General features: G+C 53.0%; 22 protein-coding genes. 5 read left to right on the forward strand and 17 right to left on the reverse strand.

Annotation, left to right across the window (positions count from 1 at the left end):
* Positions 1–253 precede the first annotated feature (253 nt).
* Together mutY and acpS are read right to left on the reverse strand one after the other, a co-directional pair.
* Positions 254–1,528 carry an A/G-specific adenine glycosylase gene (mutY, locus tag B212_RS0124055; protein WP_019913735.1) on the reverse strand — a complete coding sequence of 425 codons (1,275 nt, stop codon included), beginning with the start codon at positions 1,526–1,528 and terminating at the stop codon, positions 254–256.
* Entirely contained in the window at positions 1,528–1,938 is a 411-nt protein-coding gene (acpS, locus tag B212_RS0124060) for a holo-ACP synthase (RefSeq protein ID WP_019913737.1), read from the reverse strand. The genes mutY and acpS overlap by 1 nt, the downstream gene beginning before the upstream one ends.
* 240 nt (positions 1,939–2,178) lie before the next feature.
* On the opposite strand from acpS, the gene B212_RS0124065 reads away from it, so the two are divergent.
* On the forward strand, positions 2,179–2,997 hold the full coding sequence (locus B212_RS0124065) for an alpha/beta hydrolase family protein (protein WP_019913738.1): 819 nt from the start codon (positions 2,179–2,181) through the stop codon (positions 2,995–2,997).
* A 79-nt stretch (positions 2,998–3,076) separates the two neighbouring features.
* Here the strand turns inward: B212_RS0124065 and nadE are convergent, their stop codons facing one another.
* The 3 genes from nadE to B212_RS0124080 all read right to left on the reverse strand — a co-directional run bounded on the left by nadE (position 3,077) and on the right by B212_RS0124080 (position 6,258).
* The gene (nadE, locus tag B212_RS0124070; RefSeq protein ID WP_028531023.1) at positions 3,077–3,886 is read right to left on the reverse strand and encodes an ammonia-dependent NAD(+) synthetase; all 810 of its coding nucleotides are present in this window, start codon (positions 3,884–3,886) and stop codon (positions 3,077–3,079) included.
* A 96-nt stretch (positions 3,887–3,982) separates the two neighbouring features.
* Positions 3,983–4,417, reverse strand: a complete 435-nt coding sequence (locus B212_RS0124075) for a BrxA/BrxB family bacilliredoxin (protein WP_019913740.1) — start codon at positions 4,415–4,417, stop codon at positions 3,983–3,985.
* A 119-nt stretch (positions 4,418–4,536) separates the two neighbouring features.
* Positions 4,537–6,258 (reverse strand): two-component system sensor histidine kinase NtrB, encoded by a 1,722-nt coding sequence (locus B212_RS0124080; protein WP_019913741.1) that lies wholly within the window; start codon positions 6,256–6,258, stop codon positions 4,537–4,539.
* Positions 6,259–6,428: 170 nt separating this feature from the next.
* Between B212_RS0124080 and B212_RS0124085 the strand changes: the two genes are divergently transcribed.
* The gene (locus B212_RS0124085; RefSeq protein ID WP_019913742.1) at positions 6,429–7,697 is read left to right on the forward strand and encodes an NAD(P)/FAD-dependent oxidoreductase; all 1,269 of its coding nucleotides are present in this window, start codon (positions 6,429–6,431) and stop codon (positions 7,695–7,697) included.
* An 88-nt stretch (positions 7,698–7,785) separates the two neighbouring features.
* Here the strand turns inward: B212_RS0124085 and B212_RS0124090 are convergent, their stop codons facing one another.
* Together B212_RS0124090 and B212_RS0124095 are read right to left on the reverse strand one after the other, a co-directional pair.
* Positions 7,786–9,054 (reverse strand): ABC transporter permease, encoded by a 1,269-nt coding sequence (locus B212_RS0124090; RefSeq protein ID WP_156830201.1) that lies wholly within the window; start codon positions 9,052–9,054, stop codon positions 7,786–7,788.
* Complete coding sequence (locus B212_RS0124095) at positions 9,033–9,806, reverse strand: ABC transporter ATP-binding protein (RefSeq protein ID WP_019913744.1); 774 nt, start codon at positions 9,804–9,806, stop codon at positions 9,033–9,035. The genes B212_RS0124090 and B212_RS0124095 overlap by 22 nt, the downstream gene beginning before the upstream one ends.
* Before the next feature lie 441 nt (positions 9,807–10,247).
* Between B212_RS0124095 and B212_RS0124100 the strand changes: the two genes are divergently transcribed.
* Positions 10,248–10,655, forward strand: coding sequence for a hypothetical protein (locus B212_RS0124100; RefSeq protein ID WP_019913745.1), 408 nt, complete (start codon positions 10,248–10,250; stop codon positions 10,653–10,655).
* Positions 10,656–10,743: 88 nt separating this feature from the next.
* On the opposite strand, the gene B212_RS0124105 is transcribed toward B212_RS0124100, so the two are convergent.
* Positions 10,744–12,060 carry an MFS transporter gene (locus B212_RS0124105; RefSeq protein ID WP_019913746.1) on the reverse strand — a complete coding sequence of 439 codons (1,317 nt, stop codon included), beginning with the start codon at positions 12,058–12,060 and terminating at the stop codon, positions 10,744–10,746.
* Between the two features lie 336 nt (positions 12,061–12,396).
* On the opposite strand from B212_RS0124105, the gene B212_RS0124110 reads away from it, so the two are divergent.
* Positions 12,397–12,864, forward strand: a complete 468-nt coding sequence (locus tag B212_RS0124110; protein WP_019913747.1) for a MarR family winged helix-turn-helix transcriptional regulator — start codon at positions 12,397–12,399, stop codon at positions 12,862–12,864.
* Between the two features lie 130 nt (positions 12,865–12,994).
* On the opposite strand, the gene B212_RS0124115 is transcribed toward B212_RS0124110, so the two are convergent.
* Complete coding sequence (locus B212_RS0124115; protein WP_019913749.1) at positions 12,995–14,509, reverse strand: MDR family MFS transporter; 1,515 nt, start codon at positions 14,507–14,509, stop codon at positions 12,995–12,997.
* 30 nt (positions 14,510–14,539) lie between these two features.
* Complete coding sequence (locus B212_RS0124120; RefSeq protein ID WP_019913750.1) at positions 14,540–15,094, reverse strand: GNAT family N-acetyltransferase; 555 nt, start codon at positions 15,092–15,094, stop codon at positions 14,540–14,542.
* Positions 15,095–15,262: 168 nt separating this feature from the next.
* Here B212_RS0124120 and B212_RS0124125 point away from each other — a divergent pair, with 168 nt between their 5' ends.
* Complete coding sequence (locus B212_RS0124125; RefSeq protein WP_019913751.1) at positions 15,263–15,742, forward strand: GAF domain-containing protein; 480 nt, start codon at positions 15,263–15,265, stop codon at positions 15,740–15,742.
* Positions 15,743–15,850: 108 nt separating this feature from the next.
* On the opposite strand, the gene B212_RS0124130 is transcribed toward B212_RS0124125, so the two are convergent.
* The 7 genes from B212_RS0124130 to B212_RS0124160 form a co-directional block, all read right to left on the reverse strand.
* Complete coding sequence (locus tag B212_RS0124130; protein WP_019913752.1) at positions 15,851–18,283, reverse strand: glycogen/starch/alpha-glucan phosphorylase; 2,433 nt, start codon at positions 18,281–18,283, stop codon at positions 15,851–15,853.
* Between the two features lie 39 nt (positions 18,284–18,322).
* Positions 18,323–19,426: a glucose-1-phosphate adenylyltransferase subunit GlgD gene (gene glgD, locus B212_RS0124135; protein WP_019913753.1), complete on the reverse strand. Its 1,104-nt coding sequence runs from the start codon at positions 19,424–19,426 to the stop codon at positions 18,323–18,325.
* 23 nt (positions 19,427–19,449) lie between these two features.
* On the reverse strand, positions 19,450–20,613 hold the full coding sequence (locus B212_RS0124140; protein ID WP_019913754.1) for a glucose-1-phosphate adenylyltransferase: 1,164 nt from the start codon (positions 20,611–20,613) through the stop codon (positions 19,450–19,452).
* A gap of 388 nt (positions 20,614–21,001) precedes the next feature.
* Positions 21,002–22,123, reverse strand: coding sequence for an acyltransferase family protein (locus tag B212_RS0124145; protein WP_019913755.1), 1,122 nt, complete (start codon positions 22,121–22,123; stop codon positions 21,002–21,004).
* Between the two features lie 80 nt (positions 22,124–22,203).
* Positions 22,204–22,824 carry a malonate decarboxylase holo-ACP synthase gene (locus tag B212_RS0124150; protein ID WP_019913756.1) on the reverse strand — a complete coding sequence of 207 codons (621 nt, stop codon included), beginning with the start codon at positions 22,822–22,824 and terminating at the stop codon, positions 22,204–22,206.
* Complete coding sequence (mdcD, locus tag B212_RS0124155; protein ID WP_019913757.1) at positions 22,818–24,491, reverse strand: biotin-independent malonate decarboxylase subunit beta; 1,674 nt, start codon at positions 24,489–24,491, stop codon at positions 22,818–22,820. Before mdcD ends, B212_RS0124150 begins: the two co-directional genes overlap by 7 nt.
* Positions 24,481–24,780 carry a malonate decarboxylase subunit delta gene (locus B212_RS0124160; protein ID WP_019913758.1) on the reverse strand — a complete coding sequence of 100 codons (300 nt, stop codon included), beginning with the start codon at positions 24,778–24,780 and terminating at the stop codon, positions 24,481–24,483. Before B212_RS0124160 ends, mdcD begins: the two co-directional genes overlap by 11 nt.
* Positions 24,781–24,804: the final 24 nt, after the last annotated feature.

A 24,804-nucleotide genomic window follows, 5' to 3' on the forward strand; every position in this document is an offset into this window, starting at 1 on the left:
GGGCGTATCGGCTGGCGNGGCTTCAGTANCGGCAGTTTTGCCGTTGTTGGCGGGCGTATCGGCTGGCGCGGCTTCAGTAGCGGCAGTTTTGCCGTTGTTGGCGGGCGTACCCGGTCGGCGCGGGTGCATTAACGGCATTTCTACCATTGGTGCTGGGCGTATCGCCCAGCGCGGCTTCAGTAGCGGCATTTTTGCCGTAACAAAAAAGGTATCTCTTGCGCGGCCTATGCGCTAAGAGATACCTTTGTCCCTGCTACGTAGCAGCCTGTTCGTCAAAGTAGCTGTTCAGCAGCTTCAAAAACACGTTCGGAAACGCATAGTTTGCCATTTCCTCACGGTTGATCCACCTTACGGCTCCCCCGTCCCCGGGGTTTCCGCTTCCGTCCGCGAACAGCTCTATGGAGCTGTCAGCGGCGAACAAATCGGGCGGAATATTGCCGCTACCGGCAGATTCCGCGTTGTAAGCCGCGCGCCCTTCCGCCGCCAGAGGCAGGCTGCCGGCGGCCTCTTCCCCGCAGCGGTAGACCTGCAGGGTCCACACAATATGGCTGAACGTATGCTCCGCAGCCATCCAGTGCCCTTCAGGCCGGGCGGCAATCCCGGCCTGCCGCAGGGACCGGCGCAGCCGGTCCTGCGCTGCGGCCTCCGGCGGCAGCGCCCCGGTCACGCCGCCCTCCGCAGGCGGCGCAGGCCAGTGCGGCAGCTCCCACATGCGGGCTAGAAGCCCGCTGGATGGCCGCTGCCGGATGAGCACCCGGCCCGCGTGTGCGCCGCGGCCCTCCACCAGGGCCGCCAGCCGCTCCTCCGGGCGCGGCGGCTTGGCCTTGGTCTTGACGGGCAGCGAGGTCTCGCAGCCCGCCAGCCGCGCGGCGCAGTGCTTCATCACCGGGCAGGGCAGGCAGCGCGGTGATTTCGGCGTGCAGACCAGCGCGCCAAGCTCCATCAGCGCCTGATTGAAATGCGAGGCCTCTCCCTCCGGGATCAGTTCTGCCGCCAGGCGCTCCATTTTCACGCGGGTAGGCCCCTTGGCGATATCGTCCTCGATCAGGAAATACCGGGACAGCACCCGCATGACATTGCCGTCCACCGCAGGCTCAGGCCGGTTGAAGGCAATGCTGAGAATCGCCCCTGCCGTATAGGGGCCAACACCCTTGAGGCCAAACACGGCATCGCGGTCATCCGGCACTTGCCCGCCGTATTGCTCCTTCACCTGCCGCGCTGCATGCTGCAAGTTCCTGGCGCGGGAGTAGTACCCCAGCCCCTCCCAGCACTTCAGTACCTCCTCCTCCGGCGCATCAGCAAGGGATTCCACCGTAGGGAAACGCTCGATAAAACGGTTGAAGTAAGGAATCACCGTATCCACTCTCGTCTGCTGCAGCATGATTTCTGATATCCAGATGTAGTATGGATTGCGGTGGCGCCGCCAAGGCAAATCCCGTTTCTGTCCTTGATACCATTCCAGCAGATAGCGGCTGAAATACAACTTGGGTTCCTGCTGCGCCTGCTCCTGCTGCTGATTCGTTGTCATCATTCTTCTCCTTGCCTCCGATTGATTTGTTCCACCACAGCAAACGCCGAGGCCAAATCACGGCTGTGTGTAATCGTAAGATGAATCGTATATTCCCGCTCCGCCAGATGAAGCCGGTGCCAAGCCTGTTCCGAGAGTGCTGCTACAGGCTTGCCGTGCGCATCAGGCAGAATTTCGATATCCAGAAACCCCACCTCTGCGCCGATGCCGCAGCCAAACGCCTTCACCACCGCTTCCTTGGCCGAGAACCGTCCGGCGATGAATTCCGCCGAATTCCCGCCCCGCTGCTCAGCCAGTACAAGCTCCTGCTCTGTAAGAATGCGGGAGATAAATTTGGAGCCAGCCCCCCGGCTAGCTATATTTTTAATCCGCTGAATTTCCAGCACATCATGTCCGATTCCGTAAATCAAAAATCCCACGCTCCTCATGGACGTGCAGTCGTTAACCGCTATAATATACCTTCTATCCTTAACGGGGGTAGTGATGGTATGATCTTCCTGAATGCTCTTTACAAAGATAGCCAATATTCACGGTTTGTAAATGCTATAGATGATAGTCTTAGCGCGTTCTTTCTGCTATCTTAGAAGAAAAAACCGCCAAAGTCTATTCCGGTCCTAATCTTATATTTTGACAAAAAGGGAGATTACCCTATGACCCGTAATTTTGAATTGCCTGCCGGAGAGGACACCCTCCTCCGCTGCTCCCATTTCCCTGCCCAAAGCGCAGCCAAGAGCCTTATTGTTATTGCACACGGATACAAGGGCTTTAAGGACTGGGGCATGTTCCCTTACGCCGCCGCTGCGCTGAGCCGTGAGCATGAGGTGATCAGCTTCAACTTCTCCCATGGCGGGATCGGCGAGGACCCGCAGAATTTCACTGAGCTTGAGAAATTCGCCCGCAATACCGCCCAGCGCGAGATCAAGGATATGGAGATTCTGCTCTCCTATCTCAGCCAGCACCACAAGTTCGGAAGTCTGCCGGTATTCCTGCTGGGACACAGTCTGGGGGGCGGTATCAGCCTGGTGTACGCCCTGGACCATCCGGATGAAATTGCCGGTGTCATCTCCTGGAACGGTGTAACCAATCTTGATTTGCTCACGGAGGATCAGAAGCAAGAAATGAGAGAAGCGGGCCGGACACATGTGCTCAATGGGCGGACAGGCCAGCAGATGCCACTGGATGCCGTAATCATGGAGGATCTGGAGCAGCAGGCAGAGCGGTACAATATCCTGGAGCGGATGAAGCAGGCCAGCTTCCCGGCCGTTCTGATTCAAGGAAGCGAGGACGGCGAGAAGCTGCAGCGCGGATCGGAGCAGCTCGTCAGGCTCCGCCCGGACATCGGCTGGGTGAGAGTACCGGGCGGCAATCACACCTTTGGCACCGTCCATCCTTTTGCCGGAGCTACCCCACAACTGGAGCAGGCGATAGCCGCTACCGAAGAGTTCATTAACAACATCTTAGCCGGGTAACCGTCTCACAATTATAGAGAACCGCCGCAAAGTCTGCGAAGAATCACAGCTTCCCCGGCGGTTCTTTTGTCACAAGCCTTTAGATGCCTGGAATCGCATTCCGCTTATGCGCGGTTCTCCGGTAGAAGCCTTCCAGCTTCTCCGCCACTTCGGGGCTGACCGGCTTGCCCTCCAGATAATCACTGTTGTCATCATAAGTCACGCCCAGCTCGGTCTCATCCGTCTGTCCCGGCCAGAGGCCTGCCGTCGGCGCTTTGGTCACAATATCCGCAGGTACTCCAAGAAATTCAGCCAACTGGCGCACCTGACGTTTGTTCAGGGAGCTAAGCGGCGTAATATCCACTGCACCATCCCCCCACTTGGTATAGAAACCGGTTATAGCTTCGGAAGCATGGTCTGTTCCCACTACCAGCAGGTTATTCTCGAAGGCAAGCGCATATTGCATGACCATGCGGGTTCTCGCTTTTACATTGCCTTTGCCTTGATGTGTCAGGTGACGGTATTGCCCCAGCGATTTCAGGCTATGCTCGACTTCCAGCGCAATTTCGTTAACAGTATCCTCAATATTAGTCTCCACCGTATGGGCCAGCTTGAAGGCCTCAGCCACTGCATAACTGTGCCCGATATCCTCCTGAACACCATAAGGCTGGAAGACGCCAAGCGTGATATACTCCTTGCCTTCCCCGGCGGTAAGCTCATCCGTCGCCTGCTTGCACAGTCCTGCGGCCACCGCGCTGTCCACCCCGCCGCTAATGGCGATCAGCAGTCCTTTTGCCCCGGATTCCAGCACATACGCTTTCAAGAAATCCACACGTTTCCGCACCTCTGCCTCCACCGTAATGGACGGCTTTACCCCAAGGGCGGCTATAATCTCTGCCTGCATACTCATCAAGACACCCCGTTTCGTCGTCTTCAACAAAAACCAAAAAATCCCGCAGACCGCCGGACTTCCGGTTGCCTGCGAGACCTATGATACCCAATTATTTTATTGGCACAGACGGTTGAATACATCCTTCAGCTCAGCGGCAATTTCGGCAGCCGAACGGTCTTCTACCCCATGACGTTCGATGAAATGAACGAGCTCCCCATCCTTCATCAGAGCGATGGAAGGCGAAGAAGGCGGATATGGAGCAAAGTATTCGCGCGCTTTGGCGGTGGCTTCCTTCTCCTGTCCGGCGAATACAGTGAACAAGTGATCCGGCAGAATTTCATTTTGCAGCGCCTGGGCTACACCGGGACGGCATTGACCGGCAGCACACCCGCAGACGGAATTAATGACAACAAGTGAAGTTCCCTTGGCGGCGGGAAAAGCGGCTTCCACCTCTTCTGGAGTCAACAGCTCCTGAAACCCGATGCTTGTCAGATCATCACGCATTGGCTGAATAGAATCTTTCATATATTGGTTGAATGACATGGACATTCTTGGCACTCTCCTTTAATCCATTAAATTTTACTAACTTTATTATACATACATACTCTGTGAAAGCAAACTAAAAGACCCGTCCCTCCTGCATAACACAGGAGCCTGTGCATATGTCTTTATTCCTTGGCAGCCGCGGCATCCAGCCTGTATTCCTGCCCGTATGGCAACGATACGGTGAACGCCGTGCCGGCCCCTTCCCGGGAATCCACCGTAATTGTGCCATAATGCCGTTCGGCGATACTCAGGCACAGCGGCAATCCAAGGCCCGTTCCCTGGCTTTTTGTAGTAAAAAAAGGCACAAACAGCTTGTCAAGCTGACTCTGCGGAATGCCGCTTCCCGTATCCCGTATAATCAGCTCTGCCCGGTCCGCGCTTATCTGTGTCTCCAGAACCAGCACTCCCTTAGCCTCCATCGCCTCCATGCCGTTGCGGGCCAAATTGAGAATGAGCTGCTTAATCTCTCTCTTATTTAACTGGAGCAGCGGCAGCGACGGGCATAATCTCAGCTCCACGCTTTGGCCGCGAAGGTTGGCGTCTGCCCAGAGGAGCGGAGTAAGCTCTTCTATTATATGATGGAGCTGCACAGTCTCCTTGTCCGAGATCCGGCTCTGCGCCAATGATAGAAAATCATTGATGATACCGTTGGCCCGGTCCAGCTCCTCCATCACAATCTGATAATAGGAGTCCAGCTCTCCGGGGCTTTTCTCCCGCATAAGCTGCAGAAATCCGCGCACAACCGCCATCGGGTTGCGGATTTCGTGGGTAATTCCAGCCGCCATCTGCCCGACCAGGGTTAGCCGTTCCACGTGGTCCAGCTCGCTGCGGAGCTTCTCCTCATCGGTCAAATCCTGGACAATCATCACACTTCCGCCTGACCCTCCACCGATTCCATGCTGCAGAGGAGCAGAGAACACATGATAGGTTCTTGAATCATAAATAATCTTCTCACTGTACCGTTGTTGTTTATTGGAGGTCTCCGAGAGACGCCGTATCGTATCGTCCATTGGATGGCGGATCAACTGGCTGGCCGGCCGGTCAATAATCGCCTCTCTGGTGATCTGAGGAATGTGGAACCGGATCAGGTTCAGCATACATTCATTAAGGTCTGTCACATAACCGTTATCATCAAGTGTCATTATATTAAGCGGCACCACATTAGTGATCTGCTGCAGCTTCTCCGATTCCCGCTCAAATTTCTCTGAGATTCCCTTGAGCTGTTCCTTGAACTGCAGCCTATCCCAAGCGGTTTCTATAAAATATACAAAGCTCCCTCCCAGAATGACCGCGAGCAGGAAATATATGCTGAGCAGAAGCATTTCACTGGAGTAGGCTTCGGACAGGCTCCTGCCGTATATTTTGGGTGCAAGCACAATAAACAGCATGCTCGGGAACAGAACACTCCATAACATGCCGATCTTCTCCATCAGTGTGCCCTTCTTAAAAGATTTGGCGATCGCGAACAATAGCGGATAGAACAGCACTCCTGTATTCAGCACCAGATGGGTGGTTCCGGGCGGCTCGGAAAATAAGGCGGTACAGAGCAGAAAAAAACCAGCCAGGCTGATCCCCGAGCGGAAGCCTGCGTACAAAATGCCGATATAGGCCGGTAAAATCGCTAAATTCAGATAAACGGCCCCAAACAGGGTTGTGGACAGAATCATGCAGAACACAATGCTAATCGCACAGCAGATAATCAAAAAAGACTGGTCGTCCGGGAACCTGTGTTTCCTGCGGACAATGTGGCTCTGATCCAGCCACCATTGAAACATGAACAAAAAGGAGCACGCCGCCGAGATTTGCAATAAAATATCCTTTACAGCATAAATAATTGCAATCACTCCTCAAATTGGACAAATTACCCTATTCTCTTAAATTAAAACATACCCGCGCTTTCCTGACAATGTAAAACACCGCCCCCCAGCCCTGGCCCATCCGCTGCCGGAATGGTATGATGCGGTTAGAGAAGCACCGATTTTCACAGTGCCTTAACATGTAAAGGAGCATATTCATGAGCAACTACGATGTGATCATCATTGGAGGGGGGCCCTCCGGCCTGATGGCCAGTATCGCCGCCGCCGAGCGCGGAGCAGCCGTTCTGCTGGTGGATAAAGGGGCCAAGCTGGGCCGGAAGCTGGGCATATCCGGCGGCGGCCGCTGCAATGTGACCAACGTCAAGGAAACCTCCGAGCTGATCGCCCATATTCCCGGCAACGGCCGCTTTTTGTACAGCGCGTTTGATCACTTTAACAATCTCGATATTATTAATTTCTTCGAGGAGCTTGGCATTGCCTTGAAAGAAGAAGACAACGGCCGAATGTTCCCCGTCTCCGATAAGGCTTCAAGCGTCGTCTCCGCACTCGTAAGTAAAGTTCGCAGTCTCGGTGTGCAGATCATAACGGATAGTCCGGTGCAGGAAGTGCTGTACGGGGATGGACGGGTGGAAGGCGTTCTTTTGTCCTCTGGTAAAAAGCTGACCGCAGGCGCTGCTGTAATCGCCACCGGCGGCAAATCCGTGCCGCAGACCGGCTCTACAGGAGATGGATATCCGTGGGCCATTGCCGCAGGGCATACCATCACCGAGCTTTTCCCTACGGAGGTCCCCATTGTCTCCCGGGAGGAATGGATCAAGGCGGGGGAGCTCCAGGGCCTCTCTCTACGCGATGTCACGCTTACGGTCTGGAATCCCAAGGGCAAGAAGGTAATTTCGCACCGGGGCGACATGATTTTCACCCATTTTGGCCTGTCTGGGCCAATTGCGCTGCGTTGCAGCCAATTTCTGCGCCAGGTTCAGCGCAAAACAGGGACAGACACCGTAGAACTCTCCATCGACCTGTTCCCTGATCTCAATCAGCAGGAGGTGGAGTCACAGTTGCAGGGCAAGCTGGATCTGGAGCCGAAGAAAGCGATCCGCAATTCGCTGAAGGGGCTGCTCCCGGAGCGCCTGATTCCGCTGCTGCTGGACAAAGCAGGGCTGAGCGGCGATACCACCGGCCATCAGTTGCCCAGAAGCGGGCAACAGGCGATAGCGGCTCTGCTGAAGCGGATGCCTGTTCATGTGCACGGTACACGCTCCCTGGCAGAAGCTTTTGTTACCGGCGGGGGCGTCAATCTAAAGGAGATTGATCCCAAAACGATGGAATCGAAGCTGATGCAGGGGCTCTATTTCTGCGGCGAGGTGCTCGATATTCATGGGTATACCGGAGGCTACAATATTACCGCCGCCTTCTCCACGGGATACACCGCAGGCAAACATGCGGCATTGCAGCGGGATCAATAAGGAACCGCCAGTACTTCGGGCAAGTTCATAATAATAGTAAAGAAGCCAGCCCCCAATACAACCGGAGGATGGCTTTTTTAACAGGGAATTATTTAGCAAAACGAAATGCGCTGAACATGCTGGCAATCATATATCCGGCCACACCGCCGATAGGGATAAACAGCACAAGCCCCCACCAGCCATACAGCGGCAGGCAGACAGCCGCCGAGCACAGCAGGGCAAACGGCATCAGCATGATCGGCAGCGCCTTCGAGCCGGCCTCCGCCTTCTGCTGCTTGGTAAACGGCAGAATTCCGATGTAATCATCCCCGGAGAACAGCAGCCAGAAGGATGACAGCCAGTAAGACATTAACGCGATCAGCAGCGCGAAGATCAGCCATTTCAGCACGGAAGGCACGATCAATACCGCTACAAGCCCCACTCCGGTAAACTGAAGGTACAGCTTGAAATGTGCCGGATTCCGCAGCAGCGCTTTGATTGCCGCCGCCGTGAACCGGCTCTCCGGCTGCTTGGATTTCAGCAGCGGCTGCGACTTGCGGAAGATCCACGGCTTATGCCGTGTAGGGCGCGGCTTGTCCAGAACACCACGCAGCATGAGGGCGGCAATTCTCATCCGCTGCTTATAATCCTCGCGCACATCATTCATGAACGTGCCGCGCAGCCCTAGCCGGCAGCGGATGGCCCAGGCCGCCACTGCCGCAAATGCGGCGGTGGTCAGCAGCAGAAGCAGCGGGCGGTCCTTCCAATACAGCGCAGCCCGGATATAGATGGCACAGGGCACGGTCACCGCCGGAATCAGCCACAGCCAGCGGCGGAACCCTTGACGCTGGACCTTGACGATATGCCCCAGCAGCTTGACGCACCAGCTACAGGCAATGGTCATGGCGAGCAGCGCCCAGGCTGCTCCCGGGCTGACTCCGTAGCCCCGGACAATAAAGGGCAGCAGTATGACATACACAGCAGCTATCTTCAGCGCTGTGACTATGAGGCTGTAGACCATTCCACGCAGCACAATCGTCCTGATCCAGTCGACCCGTTGCCTGAGGAACAGCAGATCGCCCTCCTGCAGCAGCAGAACCATCCCTCCCGTTGCCACAAGAATAGCCAGCAGGACCGGAAGCAGCATGAAGGGCAGAGCTGTCACCCAAGAAGGCAGAGCATGATTCCATAACCCGTAATAAAACCGTCCGCCCAGCAGCCCCCCGGGAATAATAATATACAGCAGCACCGTCCAGTCTGCCGCCGTGCGGATAATTGCCCACTGCTCACGCCAGTGGGAGGTCAGCCGCCGCCGAAACAATTTCTGTGCCGTAGGAAAAGCAAATGAATCCCTGCTCATGTCAATTCGTCGAAGCAATCGAACAACGACCCCTCCGGCAATCCCGCTTGAGCGCGGATCTCTTCCAGTGTACCCGTGGCGGTCATTCTCCCGCCGGAGATCAGCACGAAGCTGTCGCAAATTTTCTCAGCCGTATCCAGCACGTGCGTGGACATCAGCACCCCGGCTCCCCGCTCCCGCTCCGCTGCAAGCAGCCGGAGGAAGTCCTTGGTCGCGCGCGGATCAAGCCCGATAAACGGCTCGTCCACGATGTAGACATCAGGCTGGACGAGGAAGCCCAGCATCAGCATCATCTTTTGCTTCATGCCCTTGGAGAAGCCTGCCGGAAGATCGTTGCGCACATGCTCCATACCGAACTGGGTCAGAAGCTTCCCGGCGGTCTCCTCAAAGGTCTCATAAGTCAAGCCATAGGCTGCGGCAGCCAAATCCAGATGCTCCCACAGCGTTAAATCCTCATAAAATACAGGCTGCTCCGGCACGTAAGCATACGATTTGTTCTCTCCGCCAAGGCTCACCTTGGCTTTGGCATGCTTCAGCAGCCCAAGCAGTGTCTTGATCGTAGTGCTTTTGCCGGCTCCGTTCGGTCCAATTAATCCCAGAAGCTGGCCCCGCCGCACCTGAAAGGAGATGTTGGAAATCCTTGCATCGCCAGCCTCGTAACCAGCCTGGTCAATGAAGACATCGAGTACGATGTCATGCTCTGTGCTGTCCTCTTCACTTGCTTTGATAACTTCAGGCTTCTGTGCCTGCAGCGCTTCCGTCTCTTCCATGCAGCTCCATCTCCTACATTAATAGCTTTGGTATATCTCGCTTACCGGATAGAGTAGAATCCAGTAATCCGATCATATCACCCTCAGCGGCCCTATGCTAGGAAAGTTCTGCTGCCCGTTCAGCCAAGGTTCGCACAGCCGCTGCATCCCTGTTCTCAATCCCGGTCTAAGAACGACCGCCGCGCTCGTCAGGCTGATTGATGTATCTGCGCCCTGCCCGCAGTAGTTAATTAGGAATCTGTTTACATTAAATGATATTAATGCTACTGTGGCTTCATATAAATGGGGGCAATTATAGATTAACCATAAACAGCAAAGTGAATGATGTGGAAATCATCCAACCTAATTATTTGGCTATAGGTTCACCGACAGTGATTTTTCTATCTGGGGTTAAGTCACGAACTATAAAATATACCTTATATAAAAGAGGACGGTTAAATTATGAAAAAGTATTTATTATTACTTTTAGTGTGTTTAGTGACCATGGTAACTGGGTGCATGAATCGCAGCACAATAAATATACAGTACCTGGACACAAATGAAACTAATGAAATAGTAAGCAAGTGGATAAATAGTAAAGCTGATAATAATGGTATATACCTGGGCAGAATTAACAATGAAAATAGCGTATACGTATATATAAATTTTAAAAATGAAAAAAACAACGAAAAATACACAGTTTCAATGGTAAACATAGATTACCAGGATCAGGAGTTAAATATAAAAGTAAATCCAATAGCCTCTGATCATACTTTTGAAAAGGTTTTTTTAGTCAAAGAAAAAAAGATCAAGAAAATTAATTTAAACCGAGAGGAATTAAGAATGGAACAAATAGAAGAAATCAAATAAGACTATGGACCTTCTTTCTTGAAATTTAGGGACCAGCTCCCGTAACCCATAGCATACGCCAAGGCTCACCTTGGCTTTGGTGCTGATGCTAGGAAAGTTCTGCTGCCCGTTCAGCCAAGGTTCGCGCAGCCGCTGCATCCCTGTTCTCAATTCCGGTGCGCAGGACCAGAAGCCCGGCTCCGAGCAGCGCCGCAAGCACCCCCGAGACTATAAAAGCCGGAATCGGTCCTGAGGCTGTAACCAGTGCTCCCCCGGCTACCGGCCCAAGAATAACCGCCGCGCTCGTCAGGCTGCCAACGATTCCGAATACCCGGCCCGTGTAGGCTTCCGGCGTCCGGTTCTGCAGCATTGAGTTAAAGGGGATCATGACAAATCCCGCGCCCGCCCCTGCGAGAACGAACGACATAAACAGCGCAATGTTCATCCAGAGGCCTGCCTGGGCGTAAGCGGTCACCAGTGCGGCAAGGGTGAAGACCGAGCCCATAAGAAAAGTGCCCGCCCCCATAAAGACAAGCGGACGTTTGCCGCTGCCCAGCCGTCCTGCTGTCACTGCCGAGAGCAGTGTGCCGAAGCCGCTGGCGGCTACACACCAGCCCAGCAGATCGCCGCTCACACCAGGAATTTCACGGAACAGGGTTATCGTCTGGGAATCCGCGATTTGAAGCACCAGAAGCACCGCTACAATCATCACAACTCCGCTGAGCACTACCGGCATACTGGCAATCAGGCGCAATCCGGCGCCCGCTTCACTGCGGAACGATTTGCGCTCCTGCGGGTTCTCCGCATTGTCACTTGCCCGTTCTGTCTTGAACATCCCCACCCGCGGCAGTCCCAGCAGGATGACCGCAGACACCAGATAGCTTGCCGAGTCGATTACATAACAAGCTGCGATGCCGAAGGCTGCAACGAGCAGACCGCCAAGGGCCGGGCCGACAATCTTCGTAATTTGCTCGATGGATGCGCTAATTGCCACAGCCTGGTCCATTTGTCCGGGAGGCACAAGCTCCTTGAGCTTGCCGCTTTTGGCCGGAGAGAACAGCACATCCAGAACCCCCTTAGCCAGCAGCAGAATATACACCTGCCATAATGATCCGGCAAATACCAGACAAACTACGATTCCCGCACGCACAAGATCTGATCCGATCATGATTGCTTTGCGGTCCATCTTATCGCTTAAATACCCCGCAAACGGTCCCCCCAGCAGCATAGGCACCGCCATACACAGCGATACGGCCGTAATCTCCCAAGGTGTAGCCTGCCACTTCAAGCCAACCATAGTCAACAGCGCCAGCACATGCAGCCAATCCCCCACGTTCGACACAAGCTGTGCTGAGATCAGCAGCATAAACGGCTTATTCGCGGTCAGCTTACCCGTCTTTTCTTCATAACCGTGAGACTTTCTCATCCTTCATTCACTCTCCCGTTCGACTGGTTATCTCCTGTAACCCATCTTAAGGAAATTTGAAGGTGTATTCATCGACCCGTAGCTGTAACTCTTTGCTGCGCCAGAGGCTGAATATCCTCTCCAACCTGGGGCGGATGCCGCCAATAATAAAGGATTGTCACAAATTTAAGGCACCGTCGAAAAATTGTTTGATTTTTAATAATTAAAAGTGTGCTCATTGTGACAAATCACATGTTCTTCGTCCATTCTTTGCCGTATTGTAGGTTTATATCAATAACGTTTATATTCCAAACCGTGCGGGGCAACCCTCACGATTAACAATAGAGGTGGAGAAGCATGATACAATCCTATGAACGCGATACTCAACTGACACTGCATTTGTACCGGGTTTTTGCCAAGTCCTTCAAGAGCATTAATGAGCACGCCGTAACCGGCAGCAAGATCGAAGGCTTCAATCCTACAGCCTTTGCCGTAATGGAGGTTCTTTATTATAAAGGACCACAGCCGATCCAGCAGATCGGCGCCAAGCTGCTGCTGCAGAGCGGCAACGTTACTTATGTCATCGACAAGCTGGAAGAACGCGGCTACCTGCAGCGCAAGCCTTGTCCGAGCGACCGGCGGGTGATTTTTGCCGAGCTGACTACAGAGGGCGAACGCCTGATGAACGAAATGTATCCGAAGTATTCAGAGCGGCTGCATCTTGCGTTCAGCGGACTGAGTGATGAAGAGAAGGAACAAATGATCACCCTTTTGAAGAAGATGGGCCTGCAGGCTGAGAAGCTCTCACCTCTTCCCCGCAAGTAGCTTAAGTCAACAGGGGTTGTGAATCAATTCACTTACCGGATTATCGGTGATATGATGCAAAAAGCTGCAGCATCCTTTTCAGGGTGCGCAGCTTTTTTTTGCATGGGAAGTATGCTTCGAACAACAGGAGCTACGCCTTCTTAAGCGCCTTATTCTCCTCCACGACCGACGGCAGGCCTTTATGCAGCCCTGAGGATATCACCAGCGATAGAACAGCAAACACGGCCATCACTATAAAAAGCGAATGCAGACCGCCCTCCAGCGCGCCCCGCAGACTGTTCCAGGCTTCGCCGGACAACGCCGCACCTTCCGGGTGAAGCAGTTGATTGATATCCGTGCCGGCTGCAGCAGAGCCCGGATCTTCGGCCAGTTGCCTGCTGATGCTCAGGTTCAGCCAGGAGCCAAAAATCGCCACCCCTACTGTCTGTCCAAGCGAACGTGTAAAGGTATTAAGTGCTGTAGAAGCTCCGCGCTGGTCGTGCTCAACGGAGGACTGCGCGATAATTGTGAACACGGTGGAGGCATAACCGAAGCCTACGCCGCAGAACATCATCAGACACAGGAGGAGAAGCTGCGAAGACTCCGCGGTCATCAATGTCAGGCCGATGGCCCCTGCTGCGATTAAGGTCAGACCAAGCATGGTTGTCCGCCGGGAGCCGGAACGCAGAATCATTCTTCCCCCGGCGATCGAGCCCAGCATCCAGCCTACGGACATCGGGGCCAGAAGCAGTCCTGATAGGGCTGCACTTTTTCCCAGCACTCCTTGTACCCAAAGCGGCACATATGTCGTTAAGCCAATAATCAGGGTGCTGACCAGCAGATTGGCCCCGGTGGACACCGCGATATTGCGGATAGAGAAGAGTCCAAGCGGAAGCATCGGCTCCTTAGTCCGGCGCTCCACCAACCAGAAGAAGACCAGCAGGCAGACGGCGGCAGCGAGTGTGAGCAGCAGCAGCGGAGAGGTCCAAGGCAGATTCTGGCCTCCTACAGTCAGTCCGAAGAGCAGAGCCCCCATGCCTGCCGCGAACAGCACTCCCCCTAACCCGTCAATCTTTGTCTTGCGCCTAACTCTCTCTTCCTTCAGAAAGCGGGTGATAAAAACAATGGATAACAGCCCAAAAGGCAGATTGAATACGAATACCCAGCGCCAGCTCAGGTAATCCACCACATACCCGCCCAGCAGCGGACCTATCAGTGAGGAGATCCCCCATACGGAGCTAACCAGTCCCTGGGTTTTGGCCCGTTCCTTAATGCTGTAAATATCGCCTATAATCGTAAAGGTCATCGGAATCAGCGCACCTGCCCCAATTCCCTGAAGACCCCGAAAAATAATCAGTTGCTCCATACTCTGCGAGACACCGCACAGCAGCGAGCCCATGAGAAAAACAGCCGTTCCGCCGATGAACACCGGCTTCCGGCCAATCAGGTCGCTGAGCTTGCCGAAGATCGGTGTTGTAACCGCCATCGCCAGCAGGTAGGCAGTAAATATCCAGCTCAGCCACTGCATGCCTTGAAACTCGCTGACAATAGCCGGTCCAGCGGGTCCGGTTACGGTTCCTTCAATGGCCGCCAGAAATGTGGCCAGCAGCACCCCTGTAAATATAAGCTTACGTTCTGTTCCTGCAATTGCGTTCAATGAATCCATATCCTCTCTCTTCGTAATCCCTTTCTTGCTTTATAGCTGACCGCTGCGCAGCAGGGCATACAGATCAACATCCTGAAAACCAGCCGCGGTATGCCGGTACTCACGCAGCAAGCCTTCCCGCTGAAATCCTAGCCCCCGGAACAGCCCCCCGGCCCGGGTATTGTCAGGATGGCATAACCCCTCAATCCGGTTCAATCCCATCGTGCCGAAGCCAAAAGCCAGCACAAGCGCAAGCGCCTCCCGCATGTAGCCACGGCCCCAATAGGCCGGCAGCAGCTCGCACCCGATCTCGCCCCGGTAAGCTCCCTGAAGCTGCCAATTGTTATAACCGCAACTGCCGATCACTTCACCCTCCGGCCCGGCAATACTCCAGCGCAGACTCTCTTCCACGGCCGACATTTGTTCAAGGAGGCGTATCAGCTCCTCTGCTTCCTCCGGTGAAGCGAGCGGCGGTGCGTCCAGCCAAGGGACAACCAGGGGATGACACCAGACCGCATACAGCGCCGCTGCATCCTGAGCAGCCATTGCGCGCAGCTTCACTCTCTGTCCTGTAAGGGCCGGTATTGCTCCGCCACATATGTACAATGCACTCATCCCCCTTCAACTATATCAGTATACCTCATCATCCGGTTCAGCACCTGGAGCTTTTCGGCAAAATCTCCATAAGGCTTGACGTATCCCGCTGAGCTGTACTATGTTGTTAGTTACAGTTATGGAATCATGCTGACTTATCGTACAGGAAGGTGATGCTTCATGTTTCAAGCCATGCCCTATGACGGCACACGCAGCGAGCGGTTTGAGGCGGTTCTTACCCAGCTCGGAGCACTGATGGAAGGCGAACCGAATGCCATTGCCAATCTGGCCAATGCCTCGGCGCTGCTTAAGCTCTCTTTGCCGGATACCAACTGGACCGGTTTCTATTTATTTGACGGCAAGGAGCTTGTACTTGGGCCATTTCAGGGATTGCCGGCCTGCATCCGCATTCCGCTCGGCAAGGGAGTATGCGGCACGGCAGCAACGGAGCGCCGCACCCTTGTCGTGGGTGACGTGCATGCCTTCCCCGGACATATTGCCTGCGACGAAGCCTCGAACAGCGAGATTGTCGTTCCGCTGGTACGCGGCGGCGTCCTGCTCGGCGTCCTTGACATCGACAGCCCGCTCAAGCACCGTTTTGATGATGAAGAACGGCGCTTCCTGGAGCGGTTCGCAGCAATGGTCTCGGACGTTATTTAATCTGTCCCCCGGGACATACAAGACCCTCACGGGCGCAGAATAACCTGCGCACCGTGAGGGTCTTGTTTCGTTCATTAAGCTTCTCTCTGGTACGGGAACAGCTTAAGCTTACCGGCGCACAGGACTGATGTTCCAGATCTCGGCAGCGTAGCGGCTGATCGTATTGTCACTGGAGAACTTGCCGGAGTGTCCAATATTAATAATTGATTTCTTCAGCCACTCCTTACGGTTGCGGTAGGCCAGGTCAATCTTGACGTGGGTCTCAACATAGGATGCGAAATCCTTAAGCACAAAGAATTCATCATTGTTGTCAATCAAAGACTGGTACAGTATCTCAAACTCCTGGGTATTACAGCAGATTGGCCCCGGTGTAATCAGTTGGTCCAGCACTTCCTTCACACGGGAATCACCACTGTAAATATCGCGTGCATGGTAGCCGCCAAACTGGTAGTAATCCATGACCTGCTCGGCCCGCAGACCAAACAGGAACATATTGTTGTCCCCCACCATTTCATGCATTTCTACGTTAGCCCCATCCATTGTGCCAATGGTCAGCGCGCCGTTCATCATAAACTTCATGTTTCCGGTGCCGGAGGCTTCCTTGCTGGCTGTAGAGATCTGCTCACTGACATCGGCGGCCGGAATGATCTTCTCTGCCAGCGAGACCGAATAATTTTCCAGGAAAAAAATACGAATCTTGCCCTTGATATCCGGGTCTTTGTTAACAACATCCGCCACAGTGTTAATCAGCTTAATAATCCGCTTCGCCAGATGATAGCTCGGCGCCGCCTTGGCGCCAAAGATAAAGGTGCGCGGCACAATATCCATTGAAGGGTTGTCCTTCAACTGATTGTACAGGTGCATAATATGCAGAACATTCAGCAGTTGCCGCTTATAGGCATGCAGCCGCTTGACCTGCACATCGAAGATGGAATCCGGATCAACCTGCACGCCATGCTTGCCGGCAATGTACTCTGCCAGACGTACCTTATTCCGGCGTTTTATGCCGGCTACCTGCTCCTGGAAGGAGGCGTCCTCGCTGTACTTAATCAGACCAATCATCTCCTGCGGATGGTGAATCCAGCGGGTGCCGATGGAATCATTGATCAGTCCGGCCAGTTCGGGATTGGCATGCTGCAGCCAGCGCCGGTGGGTAATGCCGTTCGTTTTGTTATTGAACCGGTGCGGATACATCTCATTGAACAGGCGCATTTCGCGTTTCTGCAGAATCTCTGTGTGCAGCGCAGCTACGCCATTGACGCTATGGCTGGCTATAACTGCCAGGTTGGCCATCCGCACCTGATCGTCATGAATAATCGCCATTTGATTAATCCGGTTCTGGTCCCCGGGATACTTGCTCATCAGCTCGCCGCAGAACCGGGCATTGATCTCCTCAATGATGAGGAAGATACGCGGCAGCAGCTCCCGGACCATCCCGATCGGCCATTTCTCCAGCGCTTCGCTGAGAATGGTATGGTTGGTATAAGAGACCATGCGGTTGGTCATGCTCCAGGCCTTATCCCAGCCCAGTTCATGCACATCCATCAGGATTCGCATCAGCTCAGGAATCACCAGTGTGGGATGTGTGTCATTGATATGCAGGGCTACTTTGTCCGGGAGCTGCTCAATCGGAAGTCCCGTCTTGCTGTAGGTCCGCAGAATGCTCTGCAGTCCCGCGCTGCAAAGGAAGTACTGCTGCTTCAAACGGAGCAGCTTGCCCTCATACTCCGAATCATCGGGATACAGGAACTCGGAGATCGACTCCACCGAACGCTTGTATTCCAGGAACTTGTGATAATCGCTTCCTGCCAGTGAACCGAACATTCTCGAGGGCTGGGTAATGGACTCTGCGCTCCAGTTGCGCAGCGTATTCACGTGCCTGCGGTCTGCCCCGATAATCGGAACATCATAGGGAACCGCGCGCACCGCTTCATAGTCTTTATGCTCGAAGACAAGCTCCCCGTCCTTTGCAGAGGTCTCAACATGTCCCCAGAACCGGACTTCCACCTGTTTGTCTTCCCGTCTCACTTCCCATACGTTATCATTCTGCAGCCAGTAATCAGGCAGCTCTACCTGATACCCGTCGATGATCTTCTGCTCGAACAGACCGTATTTATAACGTATGCCGCAGCCATGCCCTGCATATTGCAGGGAGGCTAACGAATCCATGAAGCAGGCGGCAAGGCGGCCGAGACCGCCATTGCCAAGGCCAGCGTCCGCTTCCTCTTCTTCGACATCCCGGAGACAGAACCCCAGCTCCTCAAGTCCTGACCGTACAACCTCAAGCACGCCCATATTCAGAAGATTATTGCCAAGAAGCCTGCCGATCAGAAACTCCATTGAAAAATAGTATACCTGCTTATCCTTATCGGCTTTTAGTTTCTGGTTGGTTTCCACCCAATCCTTGCCCGCGCTCTCGCGGATCATATTGCCGAGAATGTTGTAAATATCGGCATTAGATGCTTCTTCCAGCGGCTTGCCCAATTTTCCGATGAGTGTCTCGCGGAACACTTGTTTGAAAGTCTCTTTATCGTTGAACAACAGCAGGTTCCTCCTGACAAATGTTTATTTTATTTGCTTTTAGATTTTGCTGCTCTTGGCAATTACAAATGGACGTTTGCTGTCTCCGACAAGTATCCTGTTCTTGCTCAAATGCACGTCTTTATCCATGATGACATTTTCGATCACGGCATTCTCTTCAATTACGCATTTCTGCATAATGACAGAGTTGACAATGCGCGCCCCCTTGCGGATCTGCACTCCCCGGAAAATCACGCTGTTCTCCACCGTTCCGGCGATAATGCAGCCGTTGGCGACAAGACAGTTGCTGACCTCTGCACTGTCCAGATACCGGGTCGGGGCTTCATATTTAATCTTGGTCTGTACCTGGTTCTCCTTGAACAGCCCGAAATAGTTATCCTGCTGAAGCAGGCTCAGGCTATTCTTATAATAGCTCTCCAGAGAGTTGATTACCGCATGGTACCCCGTATACTCATATGCGGCGATTTTGAACTTGTGGCGGTTCTTCTGGATAACATCGCGAAAGAAATAGCTTTCCCCATGAGCTATGCAGTATTCCACCTGCTCCAAAAACAGCTTCTTCTCCATAATGAAAATATCCAAATACACATTCGGATGATCCTTCTCATGGTGAATTTCCGTTACGGCATTCTCTTCGTTCACCTCAACGCGCAGGCACAGGTCATGCTCAGGCTGAAGCTGGTCTATTTTTTTGTAGACAAGGGTAACGTCAGCCTCCTGCTCCAGATGATATTGATACACCTCCTGAAGATCAACGGTGTTAATATGCTGGCTGCCGGAGAACACAATATATTTGGCTGAAGCCCTTTTGAAGAAATCGAGATTGTTGTGGTAATGCTGGAGATCCCCAAGGGAAGTATCCGTTGGATCGTTCCAGTCGGGCGGCAGGATGAACAATCCTCCGTGCTTGCGGTTCATATCCCATGACTTGCCGTCGCCAAGATGGTCCATCAGGGAGCGGTATTTGCGGCGGACGAACAGTCCCACGCTCTCCAGCTCCGCCCGCATCATATTGGAGAGGACAAAATCAACCAGCCGGTAACGGCTGGCAAAAGGCACGGCCGCGCCACAGCGGAAATAGGTCAGCTCATTTAGTTTATCCAGTTCATGGTCAAGATTAATGACGCCCATCAGTTGTTTCATTGGAGTCCACCGTCCTCTGCTGGTTATATGGTTTTGGCCGCTATGCTTTTCCGTTTCTTGCTACGATTGTCGATCAGCAGAATTTCATCCTCGTTCTCCCGCTCGGTACCAATTTCCATATAATCCTCAATTTCCGTGTTTTCGCTGATGATGGCTTTATGAATTCTGACGTTTTTGCCGATTTTGACCTTAGGCATAATGACCGAATCGGTAATCATGCTGCCCTCGCCCACTTCCACCCCGTAGAAGAGCACCGAATGCTTCACTTCTCCGCGTACGATGCAGCCTTCATTGATAATGCAGCCCGATACCTTCGCTCCGGGAGCGACATACTGCGCCGGCTGATTCGGATTACGGGTGAAGATACGCCAGCCCGGATCATTCAAATTCAGCGGCGGGGTATCGCTCAGCAGGTCCATATTGGCTTCCCATAGGCTTGTCACCGTACCCACATCCCGCCAGTACCCTTCAAAAGGATAAGCGTACAGGGACTGGCCGTCCCCAAGCATGAGCGGAATGATGTCCTTGCCGAAATCATGGGACGAGCCGGCATTCTCCCCATCCTCCAGCAGATGCTTGCGCAGAACCTCCCACTTGAAAATATAGACACCCATTGATGCCAGTGTACTCTTGGGCTTAGCTGGCTTTTCTTCAAATTCGTAAATCTTCAGGTCATCCTCAGTATTAAGTATGCCAAATCGGCTGGCCTCCTCAAGGGGAACATCAATGACCGAAATCGTGCAATCGGCATTTCTCGCCTTGTGGTACTGCAGCATTGCGTTGTAGTCCATTTTATAGATATGGTCGCCGGACAGAATAAGCACATGCTCCGGGTCAAATTGTTCAACAAATTTAAGATTACGGTAAATCGCATCGGCTGTTCCCCGATACCAACTGCTTCCGTTCTCCCGTTCATGCGGCGGCAAGACGAATACACCGCCATCCTTGCGGTTCAAATCCCAGTCACTGCCTACTCCAATGTAGGAGTGCAGCACAAGCGGCTCATATTGCGTCAGCACACCCACTGTGTCAATGCCTGAATTGGAGCAATTGCTCAAGGGGAAGTCGATAATCCGATAGGTTCCCCCAAAATAAACAGCGGGCTTAGCAAGCGACTTGGTCAATCCCTTCAACCTTTTCCCTTGGCCTCCCGCCAATAGCATGGCTACCATTTCTTTTTTCATCATGGAAGAGCCTCCTTGACTTATGGGTATTGAAGCATGTAATCAATCAGATGGTTGAATAGAGCATTCCAGAAAGAGGTGCTGCAAAAGAGATGATCTTGACAGGAAATGTGATAAGGTCAAAAACGGGGAAAACGATGGAATATGGACAATTCACCAGGTCCAGGATAAGACTCAAGACCGGTTTGTATCCTTATTGTAAAGTGTTCTATAGCCGCCGTCAAAACCCTTTATTGCCCCCAATTGAAAACTTTAAAATTCTAACTGTATTTCTTATGAAGCTAGATGTATTCGAATTGCATCCTCATCCTCAACAAGTACAGCACTGAAGCGAAAAAAAGCACCCAGCAGTATGCTGGAGTGCATTTTATGTGTAAAATTCCGAACCCGCTCAATGATGCGCCGGAGCCACTATTTTCTTTTTCACAAATAACCGTTTCAGGAAAGCGTACACCTTGGCAAAAGCATACACCAAGCAGAACGAGCAGGCTACCGTTGTCAGATAGACCATCAGCAGAGCCACGAAGAACGGCAGTTGGTCGACCAGTCCGCCAAACAGCTTCAACACGAAGTACAACACAAACACATTCACGGTAAATGCGCGGTACGCATATGTGGACAGCCATTTATAGAACGGAAGCGCACGCGACTGGCGGGCTATTAGATGTCTCGCCAGCATGTAGATCAAAGCTATTACAACCAGGCTATATAGCGTCATGGATGGCTTCAGGTAGATCAGGTTGCCGAAGCTCATATCCTTGAAGCCATAACTGAAGAACTCTCTATTGGTCCAGATAAGCAGCAGCAGCATGACCGGAATGAGGATAAATTGGACCCGGCGGAGCACGCCGTCGAATCGGTCCTTGTATACCCAGGCGATTCCTCCCAGTAGAGCGTAAATAAAATAGCTGACGAATACACGGTCCAGGTAGCGCAAGCTAACTGCGTATTCAGCACGGAAGACATAGGTGTCATACATCCACAACCACGCGCCAAAGATCAGGAAGCTTACGATTAGTGTCGGAATGACCCGCGATGGCTTGGCAAGGAAATTGTAGCTGACATAGATCAGCACCGGCATCAGAATCTGGAACTGTAGCATCATCACCGTATACCAATATTGTGGCGAGGAATTACCGATGACATAGGATTCAATCAGTGTCCAGAACGAGGTGGCATGGGTGTTAACCTGCACACTCGGAATTAAGATCAGGCTTGCCGTCGCCCATAGAAAGTAGGGGATGACCAGCTCGTAGAACTTTTCCTTGTAAAAATGGCCCACCTTCGTATGCTGATTCCCTTTAACCATTCCATAAACGATGGCAAAAATAAAGACTGGGGCTGTATACTTTACCAGATTATAGATTACAGCTAACAATGCTAAATCTCCATTTCCGTCCGCATGCTTCAGGAACATTCCAAGCACGCTCTGCAGGATGGCTCCGCTGACGGCAAATACCTTTAAAATATCACTTTCATTAATATTTAATTTTAATTCCGATGTTTTTTCCATAAAACGCACATAACCGTTTGCCGATTAATCTCTCAGCTAAACGATCGTGCTCTCCCCCTCACCTTGGATAAAAGCTCATATCACCGCCAAGGGCTCCGGACCAGCTTCGGCCCCAGAGGCGTCCGCAGCACTACTGTTTCAGCCCGGCTGTCGATGATTTCACGCAAAATATAGGCTCCTTCCGCGCACTCGACTTGAATGTCGATCCGCGCTTCCAGTTGATCAAACTCGTACAAAAGATTGGCTGCCGTTTCGAAATTGAAATGGCACTCCCAATCAATAACAAGATCAAGATCGCTGGTTTCCTTCAGCGACGGAGTACCCGTTACCAGTTCAAAACCGGCACTGCCGGTCGGTCCCCAACGCCAGTTCGTCATCAGCTCTGCAACCTGATCCATGATCCGAAGAACAGGCAAGGCCTGTCTTTCCGCAGGCACCACCTTCCACATCCTGTTCTCGGCAATCTCATACGGCGAGATAATGCGCCCGATGCCTTGCGGGGCAAGGAAGGCAGGCTCCCGCTGATTTCGCTGGGCTCCCCGAATCCCCACTGGAACGCTGCCGTCTTGATACCGTTCCGCACGCCGGACGACAACAAAGGGAGTACGTAGCAGTGAAGTGGTGACCCACTCCCTTTCTTCATCCATTACAAGATAGGACAAATCGGACACCTCAATCAGGTCATGCGGCCGGATTACCACTGCTGCCGTAATACCTCACGCACCTTGAGCGTGGCTTTACGACCGCCGGCCAAGGCTTCCTGCGTTTGCAGGCGGAAGCTAAGATCACGCTTTGCTCCCACGGTTGAAGAAATAGCTTCGGCAATGGCCCGTTCGACTGCGGCCACATCAGCGGCTTTCGGTGCGTCCGCTTCAATGTCGGACAGCAGACGGTATAGAGGTCCCAGCGTGCTGTAACTGTTCACGTCGTATGCCATGGCCGGGACTTTCTTCGTTGCCTCTTCCAGCTCTGCAATCGTCCGCTTGGTAATCCGGGCCGCGGAGGCTTTCGACATCGCCTGAATGTTGATCTTGTCATCATTCAATGCAATCAGGCGGTTGGACTGCAAGCCATGAGCCAGGAAAGCACCGGAGATTGCATTGCCAACAATGACACCGATGACGGGATGGCCCTGCAGTCTGGCTGTAGCGTAAGCGTCGGCACTGGCGGCAAGCGCCAGGCTGATACCGACCATCTCTTCTTTGTAGCCATAAGCCTGGCTCGGCACGTCGATTACGGCGATAATTGGGCGTTTCACTTCCTTGTGCTCATCCTGCTTGATGGCATCACGCACGATTTGCGCAAGTGTCCAGCCTTCCAGAAGACCAACCTCCCCTTTACGGGCGCGCTGGAAGCGACTGCGGGCATCCGGCACGACAGAGATGACCCTGGTGAGTACGCCGTTCTTTGTAACATCAGCGGCCAGTACCGAAGGCACTTCACTGACTGGATGAACAATGCCTGTCAGCAGTGAGAACCAGTGGTAGCCCCGGCTGTCGGCAATATCCGCCTTACCCTCCTGTGCTAATGAAACAGACTGCGGAGTGGATGTATGCTGGCTATAAAATTCCCGGTAACGCTCAGGTGTCCATTCACCCTGGGTATCCAGCTTCGCGAGCAAGCTCAGGTGAAAATCAACTTGTTCGGTTTTAGCCGGTTTGGCCGGTGCAGCAAACGCCGTACTGACCGCATCAATTACAGCTTCCGTCGTGTCTTCCACGACCTCGTCCACCAATCCCGTCGCAAAGCGCTGATTAACGCCAATCGTGTTCCAGATAAGCGCCTTGTCACTGGAGTCAAATTCCATCACGCCGGCTTCCTGCTCAATAACCTCCGGCCCGTTAAGACCAAGCCGTGCTTTCTTGGTAGCAATCAGGGTTGTGAACAACTCTGCTGTAATGGACATCCCCCCGAAGGCACCGACGCGTCCAGGTATCAGCCCAACCACTGGAACATACTTGCGGAGCGCCACGATTTGCGTGCAGATTTCCGAGATTGACAGCAGTCCATAATTCGCTTCCTGCAGTCTGACACCACCGGTATCGAAGATCATGACTGGATAAAGCGTATGGCCCTGTTGGTTCTCTTCCACGGCAAGCTCCAATGCACCGGAAATTTTGGCACCGCTGACTTCCCCGATGCCTCCGCCCTGAAAGGCGCCCTCCATCGAGATGATCAACACCTTCTGGCCACGGATCGTTCCAAGTGCCAGTACAATGCCGTCATCACTTTGCGGGACAATGCCCTGCGGTTCCAAATGCGGAGATTGTATGTTGTCCAGCGGGCCTAGCAGCTCGCGAAACGTTCCTTGATCAAGCAGTGCTTTGGCACGTTCGCGTCCGTTCAGCTCAACAAAACTATTCTGCATAATTAAGCACCTCCAAAACTTGGGCAAATCTTAAAGCAACAACCCCCGGAGTCGCACCGAAGTCATGTACTGTTACATGAGCCGTAATCTGATAACGTGTGAAGAAGCGGCCCAGTACGTTGTCCCATACCTGTCCGAAGCCATCGCTTCCGGTAAGAAGGCTAACTGTGGTCACACCGCCTTCCAACGGCTCCATAATAATCTCCAGATCTCCTGATCCGACAACACCGATATGCACCGGTCTCTCAATCGGCTTATCCGTTTTATATTGAAATTGCAGTTTCTCCATTTCTGGGAACACCTCCAAGGTAAA

This window comes from Paenibacillus sp. HW567 (assembly GCF_000374185.1).
In the GTDB taxonomy this organism is placed as follows: Bacteria; Bacillota; Bacilli; order Paenibacillales; family Paenibacillaceae; genus Paenibacillus_AQ.